Here is a 16,188-nt window from a genome sequence, read left to right as displayed (position 1 = left end):
AGCCGCGCCTAGTCGTCGACGTTCCCCGCCGGACTGAACAGCCTGACCCGCCTGACCGCGTCCGCGGGAGGCTCGCCGCCCTCGCGGAGCAGGCGCTTCATCTCGCGGATCCCCTCTTCGATGAGGGCGCGCCCGGCCGAGGTGTCGAGACTCTTAAGCGTCCACGGCTGCGTCCAGAACTCCGACGGGATGCCGCCGACCAGCGCCTGAGCCGTACGGGCCGCCTGCGAGCCGTTGTCGCCCATCACCGGATCGGTAGTGAACGCGGGGTCGAAGTCGGAGCGGAGCTTGTCCACGACCATCTCCGACACTTTCTGGATCGTCGCCTTGAGCATTAGGTTCGGGAACTCGCCGGCATTCGCAAAGGTGACACCGTAGAGCCCAAAGACCTGCTTCCAGATCGCGTAGAGCACCGCTAGCGCGTCGCCCTCGTCGTCCCTCGTCTCCGGGAACGCCCGCACGATCGCGCGGAGCGAGTTCTCCAGGGCGGTCGGCGGGACGAGGTGCACGCCGTCTGCGTGGCGGTTGTTCACCCAGTCCACCATCTTGTGGAAGGGGCTCTCGGGGTCCTCGTTGAGCACGTCGACCGCGCTCGCGAACTGCGGCGCGGTAATGGACGCCTGTGTCAGACGCGCTTTCAGCGGACTCTCGATTGCCTCAAAGTTTGCGATGAGCGACTTGAGGTTGCTGGTCGGGACCTTGTGCGACTTGTTGTTGATGGTGACGAATTGGAAGGCGCGCTCGATCGTCGGCAGGTCGATGAAGAGGCAAATCGGCACCAGCACGTCGCCGTCGACCTCCGACATACCTTTGAGGCGGTGCTGGCCGTCGATGATGAACGCCGAACCGCGAACCTCCGGGCCAAACGTGATCCGCGTGAGGCCGTCGCCGAGTTCCTCGAGCGCATAGGCCTTCCTGCCGTCCACGTCCGCGGCTTGGGCGACGCGCTCTACCGTGTCGTCGAGGGCGATTGTCACACTGGTCGGGATGACGTTGTTCGGATTGGCGGCGAAGAACTTTTTGATTTACGGCCGCGACCGCGCGTTGTACCAGTCCTACGAACGCTTGTTCGATCCGGAACTCGATCCGCAATATCTCCCCGTCGGCAATCCCTACGTGCTGAAGATGCAGGCGACCTTTGCCTTCTTGGACTGGCTCGCGGCGGAGACCTCCGGCTACGAAAAGGCATGGGCGTGGGACATCCTCAGCCGGCCGATCGACCAGCCTTCGGCTTCTTCTGCAGCGGTGCTTCAGCGGATGCGGGACCTGCTCACACGCCTGGTGCAGGGTGACGACGCGGCGATCGTGAGCCTGCGGTCCCATCTGATCGGCGCTCTGCAGGTCGACGAGGAGACCGCGGAGGGACTGCTGTGGGAGGCACCGCGCTCGCTGCTCCTCGAGGCGGTCCCGACCCTTGTAAGACGGCTGTTTCGCCGTTGGCGCTTGGCCCTCCCATCGGGCGGAGCCGCCCTCGACCTGCACGAGCCCTTTCACCCCCTCCCGGACTTCGTGCCCCGCAACTTGTTCAGCGATCTGAGCCTACCAGAGGTTCGCATCCTGGTGCCGCCAGCGACGGTGAACCACGACTGGCGGACCGACGTCATGCCGGTTCTCCAAGCGCTCCGGCAACTCGTTCCGGGGCGCGTCACACGACGGTTCGCATTCGAGCGTGGCGGCCTGTCACACTGGGTGCCGGTAGATCCGGCGCTGCCCGTCCAGCATCGCCGCATCAGCGACTACGCCGAGGAACACGAGTTCGTCGGCGAGTTCACCGCCTCGCTGAACGACGAGGGAGAGGAGGGGCCGCTCCTCGTCTTCCGCCCGTGGACGGTCAGGCTGGCCAAGGTGGCGCGTACCGAGGCGCTTCCAAGCAGCAATGCCCTGCTGACATGGCGGACCGATATCGTGGCGAAGGGCGAGCCAGTGAGCGTGCCGGTGACCCCTCGGTCGCCCTGGCGCCCGTTCGTCTCCAGCGTAGACTTCTTTTTGCATCGGTTCCGCGCCAGCGCGGCGGTCCGCCGCTTTGCCCCAACCGCGCATGCGACCGTCAGGACCCTCCAGGACGAGTTTCCCGTGGAGTTGACCTTCCGGAGCGACGACGATCGGCCAGCCGCGATCGGGTTCGAGATCGAGGTGGACGGTTTCCGGCTCGACCTGGTGCTGCCCTCCCACGCGAGCGTCGGCGGCCATCTCCTCAGCGCACGACTGCTCGGCGCGTCGCGGCTCTCCTACCTGCGAGACCGATTCCGGCTCGATCCTGACCTTCCGGCTGACCTGAACCCATTCCAGCGCGAAGGGATCTTCCAGATGCTGTTCGCGGTCATCGCCGCCCATGCCGCGGCCGGAGGCGAATTGTCGACAGCCGCCGCGGACCTGCTTGGCGATGATCACATCGATGCAACCTTCCTTGGCGCTATGGATGAATTCCTCGGGTCCGGCCTGTCGCCCGTCCCGGACGACGAGGACGTGTCCGAGGACGAGATTGATGACGACAATGAGCATGGATCGGCGTCGCAGCCGCAGACGACCCGAGCCGCCGGACGCCTGCAGCAAATCCTGACCTTCCACCTGTCACGTCCGGAGGTGCGCGAGCGATTGCGGGCGCTCGCGCAGGAAGCGCTTTCGCCCGACCCCGCGTTGTTTGGGCGCTGGCTTCGACGCCTGATGCTCGAGACGCTCGGCGAAGCGATGCTGCAGGCCTGCATCGCCGCGGCGCCGCGCCAGGCGACGCTCGACAACCTGCTAGTCGACATTCGCGAGGGGGCAGGGGATCAACCTTCCTCGATCTGGATTACCGAAACCACGCTCGGCGGCGCCGGCGCGCTGCAGTCGTTCGCCGAACGGTTCGCGGCCGAGCCCAACTCTTTCTTCGATGCGGTCGAAGCCGCGCTCGCTCCAACCGACCTCGAACTGGTCGATGGCGGTTTGCGGCGTATCCTGACACTGGCAGGCAGCGATCCTGCTGTCGCCGAAGACCTAAGCCGCCTGCGAGGCACGGAATCGCACGCCCAATCGGCCGAGATCTGGCGCGATTTCTCCCGAACACTGACTCAGCGCGGCGGCATCGACCTCAGCCACGCGCTGGTGGTGGCCTTCAACAGCCGTCTGCTCCGGTCCGGCGCCGGCCCGGCGCTCGACGCCCTCCTCTCGGACCTGACTGCCTGGTGGGACGACCTGGAAGATCGGCTCGGACTGTCGCTCGGTATGCGCGAATTTGCCTACGCCGCCAGCCGGGAGCAACATTGGCGAGGCCGCGTCGAGCAGTACCTCGCGGCGACACTGCCTGCCGGTGCCGCCTCGGGCACATCGGTGTACGCGGCTCTCCTCAGCATGCTCTGGGCGCGCGAGAGCGAAGTGCGTCGGACCAGCCTGCAGTCGTACAATCCCTACCGCGACGCGAGGGCGACCGACCCCGCCATCGTGCGAGCATTGGTCCTGCGGCGGACCATCAGGACGGTCGAACTAGCAGCGGCCGATTGGCAGGAGGCACTCCAGTCGGCGTTCGCCGAGGACGGCGCTTGCCGCTTGAGCGCGACCAACGCGCAGTCGCGCGACCTGCGCCGCGCGCTCGTGTTGTTGGGGGCGACCCCGGTCGATGTCGGGGTGCTACAGTTCTTCCCGGCGATCGAGCGGATTGAACGCGGCGAGGATCGGGTGCTCGTCGATCTCATCCTGCGCGAGCACGCCTGATGGCTCATCCGACCCGCGATCTACATGGTCCAGCGCAAGCCCGGAGCGTCCGTGATCTCTTCCAGACGCTCTTCGCCGCCGAACTCCTGAGCCCAAGCCGGAAACTCTGGCTCTTCTTCGCATGGATCTCCGATGTCGAAATACTCGATAACTCCGCTCGGCGGTTCGCCGCGATCGAGCCAGACTGGCCGGCTGCACCAATAAGGCTCTCACAAGTTTTGGGCGCGCTGCTGGCGCGCGGAACATCCGTCCGGCTCGTGATACGCGAACACGGCCACAACGAGTTCTTCATCGGCCGGCTTCGCACGCTTCGAGACCGCTATGGTGATCAGCTTAAGTGGGTCGTCGAGAAGGACTTCCACGCAAAAGGGCTGCTCGGCGACGACTACTTTCTCAGCGGGTCCATGAATCTGACGTTCAGCGGAATTTCAGTCAATGGCGAACATCTCGTTCTCCGGACAGATCCGGCGGCGATCGCCGAGCAGGCCGAGCAGCTCGAGTTCCAGTGGGAAGGAAGGATGTCGTGATCGCCTCCGAGGTGGAGGTGGCAAGAGCGGTCGCCACGCACTTGCGGGCGCGGGCAACTGCGTTCCTGCTGCCGGCGGCTACGGCCGAGCTCTGCGGCCGCCTGCTCGAAACAGCCGAACTGCCGACTTTCCCAGGCGCGCTGATCCCGGAGCAACTCTCCGACACCGAACTCGTTGTGGTCGCCGCCGCGACGCCCTCCGACTGGCGCCGCCTCAGCCCGGTGTTGCGTGCTTTTGCCGGCCCGACGCTCACCTCCTTCGATGGCCTGCCATCCGATGGCCTGCCCACGCCTGAGCTCGCGTCGATCCTCGCTGAGGCAGGGGCGCACGTTTCCGCGATCATCCGGCTACCAGCCGAGCCCGCCGGACGGGAGACGGCGCTACGCGCGCTCACGCGCGCCCGCGATACTTTGACGCGCGCGCCACTGCTGACCAAGAGTGCTCCGGAACCGACGAGCTGGCTGCTGGCCCGCTTTCAGGATCACCTCAACGTCGGGCGTCGTGATGCTGCCGAACGGGTCCTTGAGCGTCTTGGGGACGAACTGCGGCTCGACGCGCTCAATCTTCGAGCTCTCCAAGTCCAGCTCCTTGCGACCTTTGAAGACTGGAGCGGCATTGTCTCGCTGCAGGGCTTCGCCAATCTCGTGCAGGCGCGCCGTACGCCGGCGACTACGGCCATTCTTCTCGAAGCCTTGTACCGGGATCGGCTAGCGGAGTTCTTTGCTAAGGGGGATCGGGCGGCGGTCGAGCGACTTTACGTCGACGAGGTGCGCGCCCTTGCGGCACCGATGCTGCAGGCACCGGTCTCGCCCTCGCTACGCACGGGCGGGCTGCGGATCGCCGGCCTGGAAGCGCTGACTGTTCCAGCACGCGGCGACCTGAAGATCCTCGCCGCCTCCCGCATTGGAGAGCTTGGATGGCTTGCCGAGCGACTGGCCGGAGTGCCCGATCCCGCGCAGGCCTCCCCACCGGCACCGGATCAGTCACTGGTGTCGGACACGGCGGACAAAGCGCGAGAACGCTTGTTCGAAGCCGAAGCGGTGGAGAGCGTCGATGCCATGGCGATGGCGCTGGCCGCCCTTGCTCGCCTGAGCGAAGCGCAACGCGCGGAGATTGCCCAGGCAGAACCGTTCCGGTCGGCACTCCGTGCGCTCCAACACGAAGCAGGAGCGGCCGAGGTTCCGACCTCGTGGGCAACGTGGCTCGCCCGATCGTCAAGCCCTGACTTCGTCAACGCGCTCGACTTGGCGCGGATGGGTGCGGACGAGTGGTCGATGGGCGGCAACGCTGCCGACCCGCGAGAGGTGGGACTTCTCCTTGACGGACTGGATGCGGCGCAAGCCGATCCCCTCGCCGCTGAACGCACTTCTCAGGCCCTGCCATACTTGGTGGCGGCACTTCGCCGCGATCCGGCCTTTCCAAACTCCGCCTTGATGCCGGTCTACTCCAGCCTGCTCACCTTGCTGGCGCTGGGCAGTGCTCGAGGCGCGGCAACCTACGGGTCGAGCCTCGTGCTCGTCGATGCTCTGCTAAGCGTCGGCACGGATCGCGGACGGTATCGCGAACTCATCGCCGACGTCGACGAGATCGCCGGCCAAGGGCTCGGAGTGGACATGGCCTATTGGACGCTTGAACTGGTCGAGTTGTTTATGCGCTCTGCCGCTCCCGACGAAGTGGAACGGGAGCGGTTGGTACACTCAATCTTGGCCCGGCTGGCGCCGATCGGCGGACGACTCAGCAGCTTCCAGCAAGCAGCCGTGCGCGGTCTCGCCCAAGAGTTTGGCTGGTCGCTGAACGCCGCTCCTATCGCTGCGAGTGCCTCGAGAGACGATTTGAGTACCCGCCTCAGCGACAAGTCGATAGCGATCTATTCGCTTGTCGAGAACGCGAACCGACAGGCGAAGGCGGTGCTCGAGAGTCTGTCAAGTAGCGTCGACGTCCAGCTCAGCAGCGAACATGTGGGCACCTCACGCCTCCGCGCACTCGCCACAAACAGCGACCTTTTCGTGATCGCATGGGCTGCCGCTAAGCACGCGGCCACCGACTTCATACGCGAGCACCGTGGAGGACGCCCTCTAGTTTATGCAGAGGGGAAGGGTTTATCAAGCCTGCTCCGAGCCGTCGAAGACTTCTTCGGCAGATCAGCCGACTAATATATATTGGGCAGCGCGCATCTCCTTTGGTGGGCTCCTATGAACTCAATATGTCTACAAGATTTCCCGCGCCAACGATCGGCGGACGAACTTGGGAGTTGCTATAAAGTAGTCGCGCGACGATTCCGCATCTTAGGCCACAGCTACTTTCTGAATGACCGATGGCTTCGCGGTGCTTCAAATCGGACATGCGGCAATCCACCCATGAATGCAGGTCTGAGTTCCGCAAACTTTGCCGAAATGCAGACATTGAGCATCGGCAGGGACGTCACGTGACTGATGCTCGCCAGCTGTCGCGCCTCTTGGCGGGATGCGCCCTCGGTATAGTGGTTAGTCGTTCAGGCCTCCGATAACGGCTGCTACGATCAGCCCATCATCGGAAATGCGCGCGAGGCGGGATACCAAGGCACTTGCAGACCAAGCCGAAGTGCGGTTGTGCCGGGATAGATCGCGACCTCGGCCCGCATGATCCTGGTCGCCTTCGCCGCGAGGAAGATCCCACCATTGCCGATCAGATCGGCCAGGCGGCGGCTAGGCAGGGCGTCTACCACGGTGTCGGGCAAATACTCATTCCACAGCGTCAGCCGCACGTCGGCCGCGCCACGGCGCGGGCCGTCGTACACCAAGTCCTCGACGTAGCTGAACCGGTCGGTGTGATAGGTGAGCATGATCCTGCCGTAGCGCGTGCTGAAGAAGTCGCCCCTGCCGCCGTGGATCCTCGACTTGCGCGCGACCGGGAGGCGCTGCGCCGATGGCGTGGAGAGAGCGAGGCATTCGCCGCAGGTCCGCATCCTGAACCCGGCGCAGAATTCGCGGGCACTGATGTTCCCCATTAGCAGGAAGCGGAGGCCGCTGGCGGATATCCGCGGGTCACGTGCCATCATCCGCGCCGCCGCCCGATTCACGTCCGGCCCCACGGGTTCGGCGCGGCGTCGTCGCTTCGGTCGGCGACGTCCTCCGCGATAAGCCGTTCGCGGGCGTCGCAGGCGAGCACCGGGTCGGCATTGGACACCCAGGCGACGACGTTCTTCTCCGTGCAGAAGCAGCGCAGTCCCTTGGCGGTCAGATACCAGTCCTTGGCCGGGCAGCTCGCACAGGCGGGCACGGGATCGGGATACACGCTGACGGGCAGCTGGGCGAGGACGGGACTGTCGTGGCGTCCGACGAGCCGGCTGGCAGCTCCGAACCAGAGCTGGACCTCCTCAGTGGGTAACAGGTCGACGGCGCTGGATTGATTCGCCATCGTCAGGCGTCCTTGTCGAAGAAGGTCTTGATGACCTCGACCAGCTTCTCGTGGACGAGCCTCGCATATTCGAGCCGGTAGCTGGGATGCGCCTCGGCCATCGGCTTGAACTTGACGGTGAGGTCACCGCGGTGTCCCGGCTGGATGGTGGCGATGACGCGGTCGTGGCGGTTACGCACCTCGATCGCCGGGATCGCCACTTTGCCGGCGGCGGCGGCCTTCAGCTCGGCGGCGACGCGGGGTGCGGCATAGCCCTTGCCGGCGATCAGCGCGGCGCGGGTCAGGAGGGCCTCGCGGGTGTCGTCGTTCTCGATCAGCGGAGCGAGATCGGTCCACTGGCTGAGGCTGATCTCGCGGCGGTCGGCGAAGGCGGCGAGGATCGATTCGGGCGCCTTGCGGAAGGAGAGCCCACGCGACATCGTGGACTTGTCCACGCCGACCAGCCGGGCGAGCGCGCTGTCGGAGGTGACGATGCGCCGGCCGAGCAGCGTCTCCCAGCCGCCTGCCAGATCCCAGAAGCTCGGGCGGAGCGCCTCGCGGTCGTCGCGGTAGGCGATCCCGATCGCCTCATCGCGCGGAAGATCCGGATGAAGGCGGACGCGGAGCTGAAGCCCGGCGGCGAGGCAGGCGGCGCAGCGACGCGAGCCGGCGAGGATCTCCACGATCCCGTCGGCGGCGGTCTCGCCATGTGCGTCGTTGATCTGGCCGACCGCCTTCAACTCGTCTGCGAGCCGCTCGATTGCGTCGGGCGCGTGCGGCGTGTCGACGCGCGGATTGAGCGGCGAGATGCGTAACGCGGCGGGATCGACGAGCACGACGCGCGTCGTCGAGCGCGGGGCGGTGGTAACGAGCGGCAACTGGTCGGTCATCGGGCGGTCCTCTTGGCTGGTGGTCACCCAGCCTTGGTCGAGGTCGTCGTGCGGCAGCCATGTAAGTGCGAGGGACATCGTGATCGCTCAGCGGACATGCGCGTGATCGGCGGTGATGCCGGCAAGCCCGGTCCACATCGGCACCAGGATGCGGCTCTGCAAACCGGCCGGGATGGGCATCCCGAACAGCCGGGGCATGGCGGTCCCCACCGCCTGGACCTCGCGGGCGATCAGGCCCGCATGGACGACGTTGCCGAGCGCCAGCGGCGTCCACATCGGCGAACCGGCCGCGATCCAAGCGTGGATGTGCGTGTCGATCCCCGGCCTGAACCACAATGCAGGGATGAAGGTCTGCGCGACGGGCGTCAGCCCAGGCAGGACCTTTCGTCCCGTCAGAACCGCGACCAGCGGCCGGTCGTCGGCCACGGCCTTGCCCTTGCCGCCGGGCCAGATCCGCGCCTGGTCGACGAGACGCTCGAGCGACCGTCCCGCCGGTCCGCGGGCGCGATGGATTTTGGACGCCCGTCGGCGGACCGCGCCGCCATGATCGTCACGCTTTCCGACATGGCGGGCATGGCGAGCATCGAAATGGCCCAGCTCCACGTCGTCGGCGTTGCCCATCACGATCCCCGCCGTTCGCCAGGCATCGTCTCGCCCGTCGGTCGGCGTGTCGAGCGACTTCAGCATCGAGCGAACCAGTTCGCGGTTGGCGGGACCGGCGTCCGCGACCGACAGCGGCACGCTGCCGATGCTGAGCTTCCGGCGACGGGCATCGGCGAGCGCGGCGAACCGGTTGATGCCGGGATCACGCGCGCCGCCGGGGAAGGTATCGACGAGCGGCGCGGAAAGCAGGTCGGACAGCATCAGCCCCATATAGACCGGCAGATCGCGATGGTAGGTGGCGGCAGTGTAGATGGGCTTGGCGAGCTCGGTTTCGGAGGCGGTCGTCATCGTCGCCGGATCCTGCATCGCGGTGGCGAAGTCATAGTTCAGCCGACCTGCGACCAGCGTCGGCAGCGGATGCGTGGGATCGAAATAGCGACCGGCGAGCAGTGCCTGCACCATGTGATGCGACAGCGCACTGGAGCCGAGCAGGAAACCAGCGCGGGTACCGAGCCGTAGCGCGCGGCTGACCTTGACCGGATCGGCGAATTCGCGACGGCCCCGGCGCGCGTCGAGCCGGGGTCCGCCCGGAGCATCGAACAGGCGGCGCTTGAGCTCGAGACCGATTTCGCGCACTCGCGCCACCTCGAACAGCGATGCCATCGCCCCAAGCGGCCCGCCGAATGTGAGCGGAAAGGCGCCGCAGGGGGCCGCCATCCACGGCAGCGCCTCGAACACGCGATCGAGGCGGCGGGTGACGACGAGCTTGTAGACGAGATCGGTCCGCACCCGGGCAAGCAGATCGATCCGGGCTTGCGGGTCCGGGTTCTGCAAGCGACTGAGATCGCCCGTTAGCAGACCCGACCACGATGGTGGCGCGTTGGTCGGGATGCCCGCCATCGGTCGCTCGACCCGGTCGGCCAGCTCCTGCAGCTCGTCGGCGAACATCGCCGGGGCGAGTGGCTTCGGCCGTCCCCGGATGGGCAGCGCGTCGGTGATTCGGATCACGCGCAGACCTATCGTCTCGCCGACGACGGTGAACAGGCCAACGGCCTCGACGATCCGACGCGCGTGCTCGATGGCCGACGCGATCTTTTGCTGCCGGTCGTGGTGCAACAGTCGCGGCTGGGCTGCGGCTTCGAGCGCGGCGACACAGGACCGGAGCGGCTCAGCGATGGCCGCATTTGCCATACGGGCATTCTCACGATGCTTCGGGTTGGTTGTCCCGCGCAGCCCTTCTTCGACGACGCGGTGGAAGGCGCGGACCATGTCGATGGTCGCGCGCGCGACCTGTACCACGCCGCTGCCGGCGAGCGACGAACCGTTCCCCTGGCGCTGGACGATCCACGCGGCGCGCACCGCCGCGGCGGCCTGGCGCTCGGCGACAATCAGCTCGGCCATCGGCCCGCTCGCATACAGCCCCTCGAGCCAGTTCGCGGCCCAGCCGATCTCCCAACCGGCCACCTTCCAGAAGGCGGCGGGCGCATAGCGGATGCCGGTGATGTCGTAGAGCCAGCGCAAGATGTCGGCGCCGCTCTGCGGCCGGGTGATGTGGCGGTGCGCGGCATCGTCCATGACGATCGCGCTGCCGTACCCGTCGACGTATGCCGCGAAGTCCGGCTCGCGCGTGCCGACGATCGCCGCGCCGGTCCAGGTCGACACGGGTCCGTCGATCTCGCGATGCGGCAGGACCGCCTTGGCGAGCGACACGCCGGGCGGCACCACCGCGACCTGGTGGGGCGAAGCGGTGCCGTCAGGCAGGATGACGTCCGGCAGGATGATCCGCGCTCGGTGGGTGAGGCCTTCGATGTCGTCGCGGTCGTCGCGGTGAAGCGCGCGATCCGGGGTCATGCGTCGCCCTCCGTAAAGGCCTGGACGATCTCCCATCCGGCGATAATGTTGGCGCGAGCTATCTCGGCCTGATCCCAGCGCTCGACGATCTCGCGCAAGCCTTCGGCGCGGTTGACCAGCGTCACGATCTCCGCCTCGCGCGCGAGTAGACGCTCGGGAACGCGGGGATCGAACCGGTCGTAGATCGCGGCGAGCTGCGCCCGGACGGTCTGGAGCTCGGCGCGCTGCTGCACGACGTCGGTGATGACGACGCCGCCGACGGTGATCGACATCATGCCTCGTCCCCCCGGCTAAAGCGGAGGTTGGCGTCATGGTCGGCCAGCCAGTTGGCCGCGTGACCACGGGTGCGCTCGATCGGGACCGCCACGTCCGTCTGGCGCGCGGTGGTGACGGCGAGGTGGCCCTGGCGCGACAGCGCCGGTTTCCAGCGCCAGCGGCGGCTGGGATCGCGACGCTGGTGCTCGGCGAAGCGGCGGCAATCGTCGCGGTAGCGCGCCTCGCCGTCGCGGTGAAAGGCCGCGGCACCGCCCGCGGCGAGCGGCGCGCCGCCCGCGATGATGGCGGGCAACAGCAGCGCGCCGAACCGCCGGTCGGACTGACCTGTCGCGGCGTCGTCGAACAGGCAGCGCTTTGCCGCTGCGGTCAGGTCGTAGAGACCACGATGACCATCGGCATGTCCGGGCGCCAAGCCGAAGACCTTGGCCGCTTGGCCCAGCCCCAGCTTGGGACGCTTGAGCCAGAACGGATCGATGCGGCCCTGCTTCAGCAGGCCCAAGTCCAACAGGAGGCATTCGCCGGCGACTTCGAGCATCGGATCTGACGCACAGACACGGTGCAGTCGGCCGAGCAGATCCACCTCCCCATCGTCCGGCGATCCCGACGCTCCCAGCCGCAAGATCGCGTCACGCCAGTCGAGCGTGTGGAAGCCGAGCACGGACAGGATATGCTGGGAGTCGAAGCCCCGTTCGGCGAGCATGCCGCCATGGACATAGGCGGTGTAGTTGGGGTGGTAGCCAAGCGCCGCCTGTTCGGCATCGAGCACGGCTGTCTGTACCAGCGCAGTCTCGCGTGCGTCCCGCGCATCCGCAAGCTCGCGCTCAACCGCAGCGATGAGAGCGTCGTCGGAAAGGGGTGTGATGTCGTTCGCCATAGCCGTGTCTCCTTCGAGACACGTCGACCACGTCCGCCGGTGCGACAGCCATGAAAGTCCCCGTGGCGTGAGCGCCTCGCAAGGGCTGGGGGAGCAGGGCAGGGAGGTGTCAGGCATCGGCGGCATCCAGCGTGTGCGCCGAGCCCGTGCCCAGCCTTGAGCTTATGGGTTGAAGGGGCCGCATTGCACAGCTGATTTTCACCCGCTCCGCAGACGTCACGGATCGGCAGCGCCGCCACGACACAGGTCGGCACTTTCCTGGCTGCGACACGACCTGTCGAACGATGGTGCCGGGCATGACGGCGCGATCCACGATCCGAGCGACGGCGATACATCGCAACCCGACGAGCGGCGTCTCACATCAGCAATACACCGTCGCCGAGCCAGCAGTTAATCCGAAGGTGCGTGCGCAGGGGCAGTTTCAGTTTGGGGGTGGGGGGCGCATTAAATGAAATCGCCTGCGTCGATTTCGGGCGGCTCCGCCGGCCTGGCCCCACCCCCACCCCTTCCTGAGTTCTTTCTCGTCCTGCCCGATGGCAGTTGCACCCCGGCAACGCCGGAGACGTGCCGGATCATCATGAAACAGGCGCGTTCCGAGGCGCGCAAGCAGGCCAAGATCAAGCGCCACGAGAAGGCGGTCGAACTGCAGATGGCGCTCGAGGACCGCGCCGCCGCACGGCGGCTCGAGCAGGATCTGGCCGAGATGCACCGCGCATCGATCCGCTGGGGCGGACGGTTCAAGGTCCGATCCGAACCTTCGCGGCCGGCGCGACGGACATCGCCAGTGGCGAAGCATGGCGGCGGTATGTCCCCTGTGCGGTCCAGTGTCGTCGTCGATACCCCACGCGCGCCGTCGTCCTGGGTCGTCGACGGGCTCGGCATGCGGGGCATTATCTGGCAGCAGACCTACATTGGTCGCAGGTCGCCGGGGTTCCGCCGCGGCGCGGCGCGCGAGCATTGGAACTATATCGTCCGCGACGAGGCGGTGCTGTTGGGATCCGATGGCGAGCCCGTCATCGTTTCGAACATGGGCGAGGACTGGGTCGAGATCGGCGCCGCCTGGCAGGCGATGGAGGACGCGACGACCCGCGCCAACGGCAAGGTCCAGATCCGCTGCATCGCGCCATTCGACAGCGACATGAGCGAAGCCGAGATGGTCGATGCGCTGACGCATTTCTGCAAGACCGTGCTCGATCCGCTCGACCTGCCGTATTCGGCGGCGATCCATCGGCCGCCCCCGGGCGGGGACAGTCGCAACTTCCATCCGCACATCGCGCTCAGCTTGCGTCCGATGCGGCGGGTCGAGCCCTATTGCTGGGACATCGCCGACGAGGTCTGCGGCGAGCTCGACGGGCGCGACGGCGTGCAGATGCTGCGCCATCTGTGGTCGCATTCGATGTCGGAGGCGGCGGAGCGTGTGGGGAGCAACCGGCGCTATACCGGCCTCGGCTACGGCGCGCGGGGGCTCGATCTCGACGCCGGCGAGCACCTCGGCGAAGCGCGGTCGGCGATCGTGGCGCGCGGCGGACAGGTCTTGGCGCATGAGCGCAATCGCTTGAAGCACCAGCGCAATGCACTCCGCCGCGCCGTGCGCGACGCCGACCGCAAGATCGCCGCGCTGACGACCATCCGCGACGCCGCGCTGGCGCGGATCGCGCGGGCACAGGCGTCGCCGGTCATTGGCACGATCGTCCGCGCAGCGCCTCCAGTCAGTCAGGCAACAGTGCGTCCGCCATCCAAAGCGGCGCGACCGGCTAGCACCTGTGCGCAGCCGCGCATCAAGCCTGCGCAGATCAGGGTGGCCGCTCACGCGGCCGTGCCGGCACGAACGAGCACGCCGGCGGATGCTTTCGAGGAAAGGCGGGCGGCGCTGCCGCCGAGTGCATCGCCGCGCATTGCCGGCCAGTGCATCGCCGCGCCGCTCCCATGCTCCGTCACGGGGCTTGCTGTCTCCAATGCGCCAGTGGCTGAGCCACGGCGGACCGGCTCGATCTCGGCAGGCGAGGCGCAACACCGCACCGCTCATACCGCGGACGTCAGCCCGGCAGCGGAATTGATCGCCTCCCGAACGCGGCGCGAGCACCGGACACGCCGGGCTTCCACGCCCGTGCCCACGGCTACGCCGCTCATTGCCGCGACACCGCCACCGACATCGCGCACCATTGAGGACGACTTCCTCTACCGCCTCACCCGGGCTCGCGCCCGCCGCGAGCGCGAACGTGTCGCGAAGCGCCGGCGCGACCGGCAGATGCTGCTCTCCGACACGCCAACGCTCGCCGACCGGCCGCGGCTCGACCTGCTCGAAGCGTTCCCGGTGACGCCGGCTGTCACCATCCCGACCGCCACACTGGCGGAGGACCATGAGCGCCTGCGGCTGCTGATGCGCATCGATGCCTATGTCGCCGACTATGGCGGCGATGAACTCGACATCGGGATGGCGGCCTTGAAGACGATCGGGGCCGACGATGCCTGGCTGGCCCGACCCTGGGTTCAGCGCGGGCTCGCGGTCGTGCGCGTGAAGCAGCAGGCGGTGGTTGCGGCGATGGTCGCCGACGCCGATGCGCGTCCGCTCGCCTATGCCAAAGCCGGCACGCGCTTCTGGCCGCGCGACCTCGACGCAGACCGGTTACGCCGGCTAGACCGATGGGCGAGCAACCCCGGTTTTCAGCAGGACGTGTTCGACGTCGAGCGCCGCATCTATCGAGCGCATCAGGAGCGTGACGCGGCCGCACGACGGAACAGCCCGCTGTTCACTGAACGCGATACTGCCGTGCCTGGACCGCCCTATGCCGATGGCTTCGGCGGCTGGAGCGCCACACCGCCGCCCACGTTCGTCCACCGCACCGTCGCACCGCGCATCGCGCCGTTCGACGCCGCAACCGGCGCTTCGAGCCAGGCGCTGCTGCGATTGCTGCACCACTGCGGCACGCGGCCGGACACGCTTGCCTTCGCGGATGACGGCAAGCTGACGACGCTGCCCAGCGCATCCAAGACGATCGAACCGCTGCTCCAGCTCTGGCGCGACGACTCCCGCGTCGAAGCGCTGGTGGTCGAGACCGTCACCGCCAGCCGCGCCGCTGGCGAGCCGGTCTGGCCCGAGCCGTACCGCCAGGCGATCCGACAGCTCGCGGCTTCGGTCAGACCACACACGTCCAGGCCGAAGCGCCGGCGCGTCCCGCCCGCGCAAGAGCGAGACCGGTAGCCACACGCCGCCGGCTGAATGGCCCAGACGCCCCCCAAGAACAGAGACGTAAAGGGGAGGAAGTGAGCCGGAAGGTGATGGGAAAAATGCAGAAATAACGCATTTGACCCGTCCCTGACGGCTCCACGCCGGCGCGACGCCGCCTGCGTGCAATCACGTCGAAGGAAACCCCAATGACCGATACGATCACCATGCTCTGCCGCCGCGAGACGGCGGTCCAAGCCTTGCGCCCGCGACCGCCGTTCAACGCACGGCCGGTGTGCGCCGCCGGGCGCGAGAGCCGTTCCGCCGAAGGGCCGTTCGCCACCCACTACACCGCGACGGCGTCCTGGCTGTACATCAATCGGATCAGCGGCAGCGACCGCTTCGGCAAGGTGCCAGACGGCTATGTCGAGCGCGGCGACCTGCTGGCCGCAGGCCGCTGTCATCCGCTCAAGATCCCGCCGCAGCTGCGGTCGGGCGATGCGCTCTGGCGCGAGGCCGACGCGGCCGCCTCGCTCGAAGGACCGCGGGGGATCGCGGCGACGCACATCGTCGCCGATCTGCCGCCCGTCGACGACCCAGCACGCTGGGCCTGGCTCGTTGAGACCTTCGCGTTCCGGCATCTCGTGGACAAGGGGATGATCGTCGATTGGGCGGTCCATGCCCGGCGCGATGCCGAGGGCGGGTGGATCGGCACGCCGCATGTCCACCTGCTGGCGACCGCGCGCTTCTGGCGGCCGGGCGGACGCCACGGCGCGCGGCACTGGCAGTGGTTCGCCAACGCCGGCCAGACCCGCGCCGTCGAGGACGCCTGGCTCCAGTTCGTCGGAGCGCGCGCCACCGCCGGCTGATCCCACCAACCACCATCACACCGACGCCCGTCGCCTCACCCGAGGCGGCGGGCGTTGTCGTTTCAAG

Annotated in this window: 12 protein-coding genes; 5 read left to right on the top strand and 7 right to left on the bottom strand. The window is 67.5% G+C overall.

Translation table 11 applies throughout. From position 1 onward, the window contains the following. Positions 1-8: 8 nt before the first annotated feature. Positions 9-977, bottom strand: coding sequence for a ParB N-terminal domain-containing protein (locus ACFSC3_RS18565; RefSeq protein ID WP_380941580.1), 969 nt, complete (start codon positions 975-977; stop codon positions 9-11). A 10-nt stretch (positions 978-987) separates the two neighbouring features. Between ACFSC3_RS18565 and ACFSC3_RS18560 the strand changes: the two genes are divergently transcribed. From ACFSC3_RS18560 to dpdD, 3 genes are read left to right on the top strand one after another with little or no spacing between them, the layout of a single operon-like run. Continuing rightward, positions 988-3,690 (top strand): hypothetical protein, encoded by a 2,703-nt coding sequence (locus tag ACFSC3_RS18560; RefSeq protein WP_380941579.1) that lies wholly within the window; start codon positions 988-990, stop codon positions 3,688-3,690. Further along, positions 3,690-4,217, top strand: a complete 528-nt coding sequence (dpdK, locus tag ACFSC3_RS18555) for a phospholipase D-like domain-containing protein DpdK (RefSeq protein WP_066488111.1) — start codon at positions 3,690-3,692, stop codon at positions 4,215-4,217. Before ACFSC3_RS18560 ends, dpdK begins: the two co-directional genes overlap by 1 nt. Beyond that, the gene (gene dpdD / locus ACFSC3_RS18550; RefSeq protein WP_066488108.1) at positions 4,214-6,370 is read left to right on the top strand and encodes a protein DpdD; all 2,157 of its coding nucleotides are present in this window, start codon (positions 4,214-4,216) and stop codon (positions 6,368-6,370) included. Before dpdK ends, dpdD begins: the two co-directional genes overlap by 4 nt. A 365-nt stretch (positions 6,371-6,735) precedes the next feature. On the opposite strand, the gene ACFSC3_RS18545 is transcribed toward dpdD, so the two are convergent. The 6 genes from ACFSC3_RS18545 to ACFSC3_RS18520 are packed head-to-tail and all read right to left on the bottom strand — an operon-like array spanning position 6,736 to position 12,086. Beyond that, the gene (locus tag ACFSC3_RS18545; protein ID WP_156445754.1) at positions 6,736-7,254 is read right to left on the bottom strand and encodes a hypothetical protein; all 519 of its coding nucleotides are present in this window, start codon (positions 7,252-7,254) and stop codon (positions 6,736-6,738) included. A 17-nt stretch (positions 7,255-7,271) separates the two neighbouring features. After that, positions 7,272-7,613 carry a hypothetical protein gene (locus ACFSC3_RS18540; protein ID WP_066488104.1) on the bottom strand — a complete coding sequence of 114 codons (342 nt, stop codon included), beginning with the start codon at positions 7,611-7,613 and terminating at the stop codon, positions 7,272-7,274. Positions 7,614-7,615: 2 nt separating this feature from the next. Beyond that, positions 7,616-8,560 carry a ParB/RepB/Spo0J family partition protein gene (locus ACFSC3_RS18535; protein ID WP_066488102.1) on the bottom strand — a complete coding sequence of 315 codons (945 nt, stop codon included), beginning with the start codon at positions 8,558-8,560 and terminating at the stop codon, positions 7,616-7,618. A 9-nt stretch (positions 8,561-8,569) separates the two neighbouring features. After that, a complete protein-coding gene (locus tag ACFSC3_RS18530; protein ID WP_066488100.1) occupies positions 8,570-10,936 on the bottom strand; it encodes a hypothetical protein in 2,367 nt (788 codons plus the stop codon). Then, complete coding sequence (locus tag ACFSC3_RS18525) at positions 10,933-11,211, bottom strand: hypothetical protein (RefSeq protein ID WP_066488099.1); 279 nt, start codon at positions 11,209-11,211, stop codon at positions 10,933-10,935. The genes ACFSC3_RS18530 and ACFSC3_RS18525 overlap by 4 nt, the downstream gene beginning before the upstream one ends. Beyond that, positions 11,208-12,086, bottom strand: coding sequence for a hypothetical protein (locus ACFSC3_RS18520; protein ID WP_066488098.1), 879 nt, complete (start codon positions 12,084-12,086; stop codon positions 11,208-11,210). The genes ACFSC3_RS18525 and ACFSC3_RS18520 overlap by 4 nt, the downstream gene beginning before the upstream one ends. A 448-nt stretch (positions 12,087-12,534) precedes the next feature. Here ACFSC3_RS18520 and ACFSC3_RS18515 point away from each other — a divergent pair, with 448 nt between their 5' ends. Further along, positions 12,535-15,288, top strand: a complete 2,754-nt coding sequence (locus tag ACFSC3_RS18515; RefSeq protein WP_350027552.1) for a hypothetical protein — start codon at positions 12,535-12,537, stop codon at positions 15,286-15,288. A gap of 173 nt (positions 15,289-15,461) precedes the next feature. Then, entirely contained in the window at positions 15,462-16,121 is a 660-nt protein-coding gene (locus ACFSC3_RS18510; protein ID WP_066488095.1) for a MobA/MobL family protein, read from the top strand. The last annotated feature ends 67 nt before the right edge of the window (positions 16,122-16,188 follow it).

The sequence above is a fragment of the Sphingomonas floccifaciens genome (assembly GCF_042681125.1).
GTDB lineage: Bacteria > Pseudomonadota > Alphaproteobacteria > Sphingomonadales > Sphingomonadaceae > Sphingomonas > Sphingomonas floccifaciens.
The sequence above is the reverse complement of the archived record's forward strand: the minus strand, read 5'-3'. Positions and strand labels throughout refer to the sequence as shown.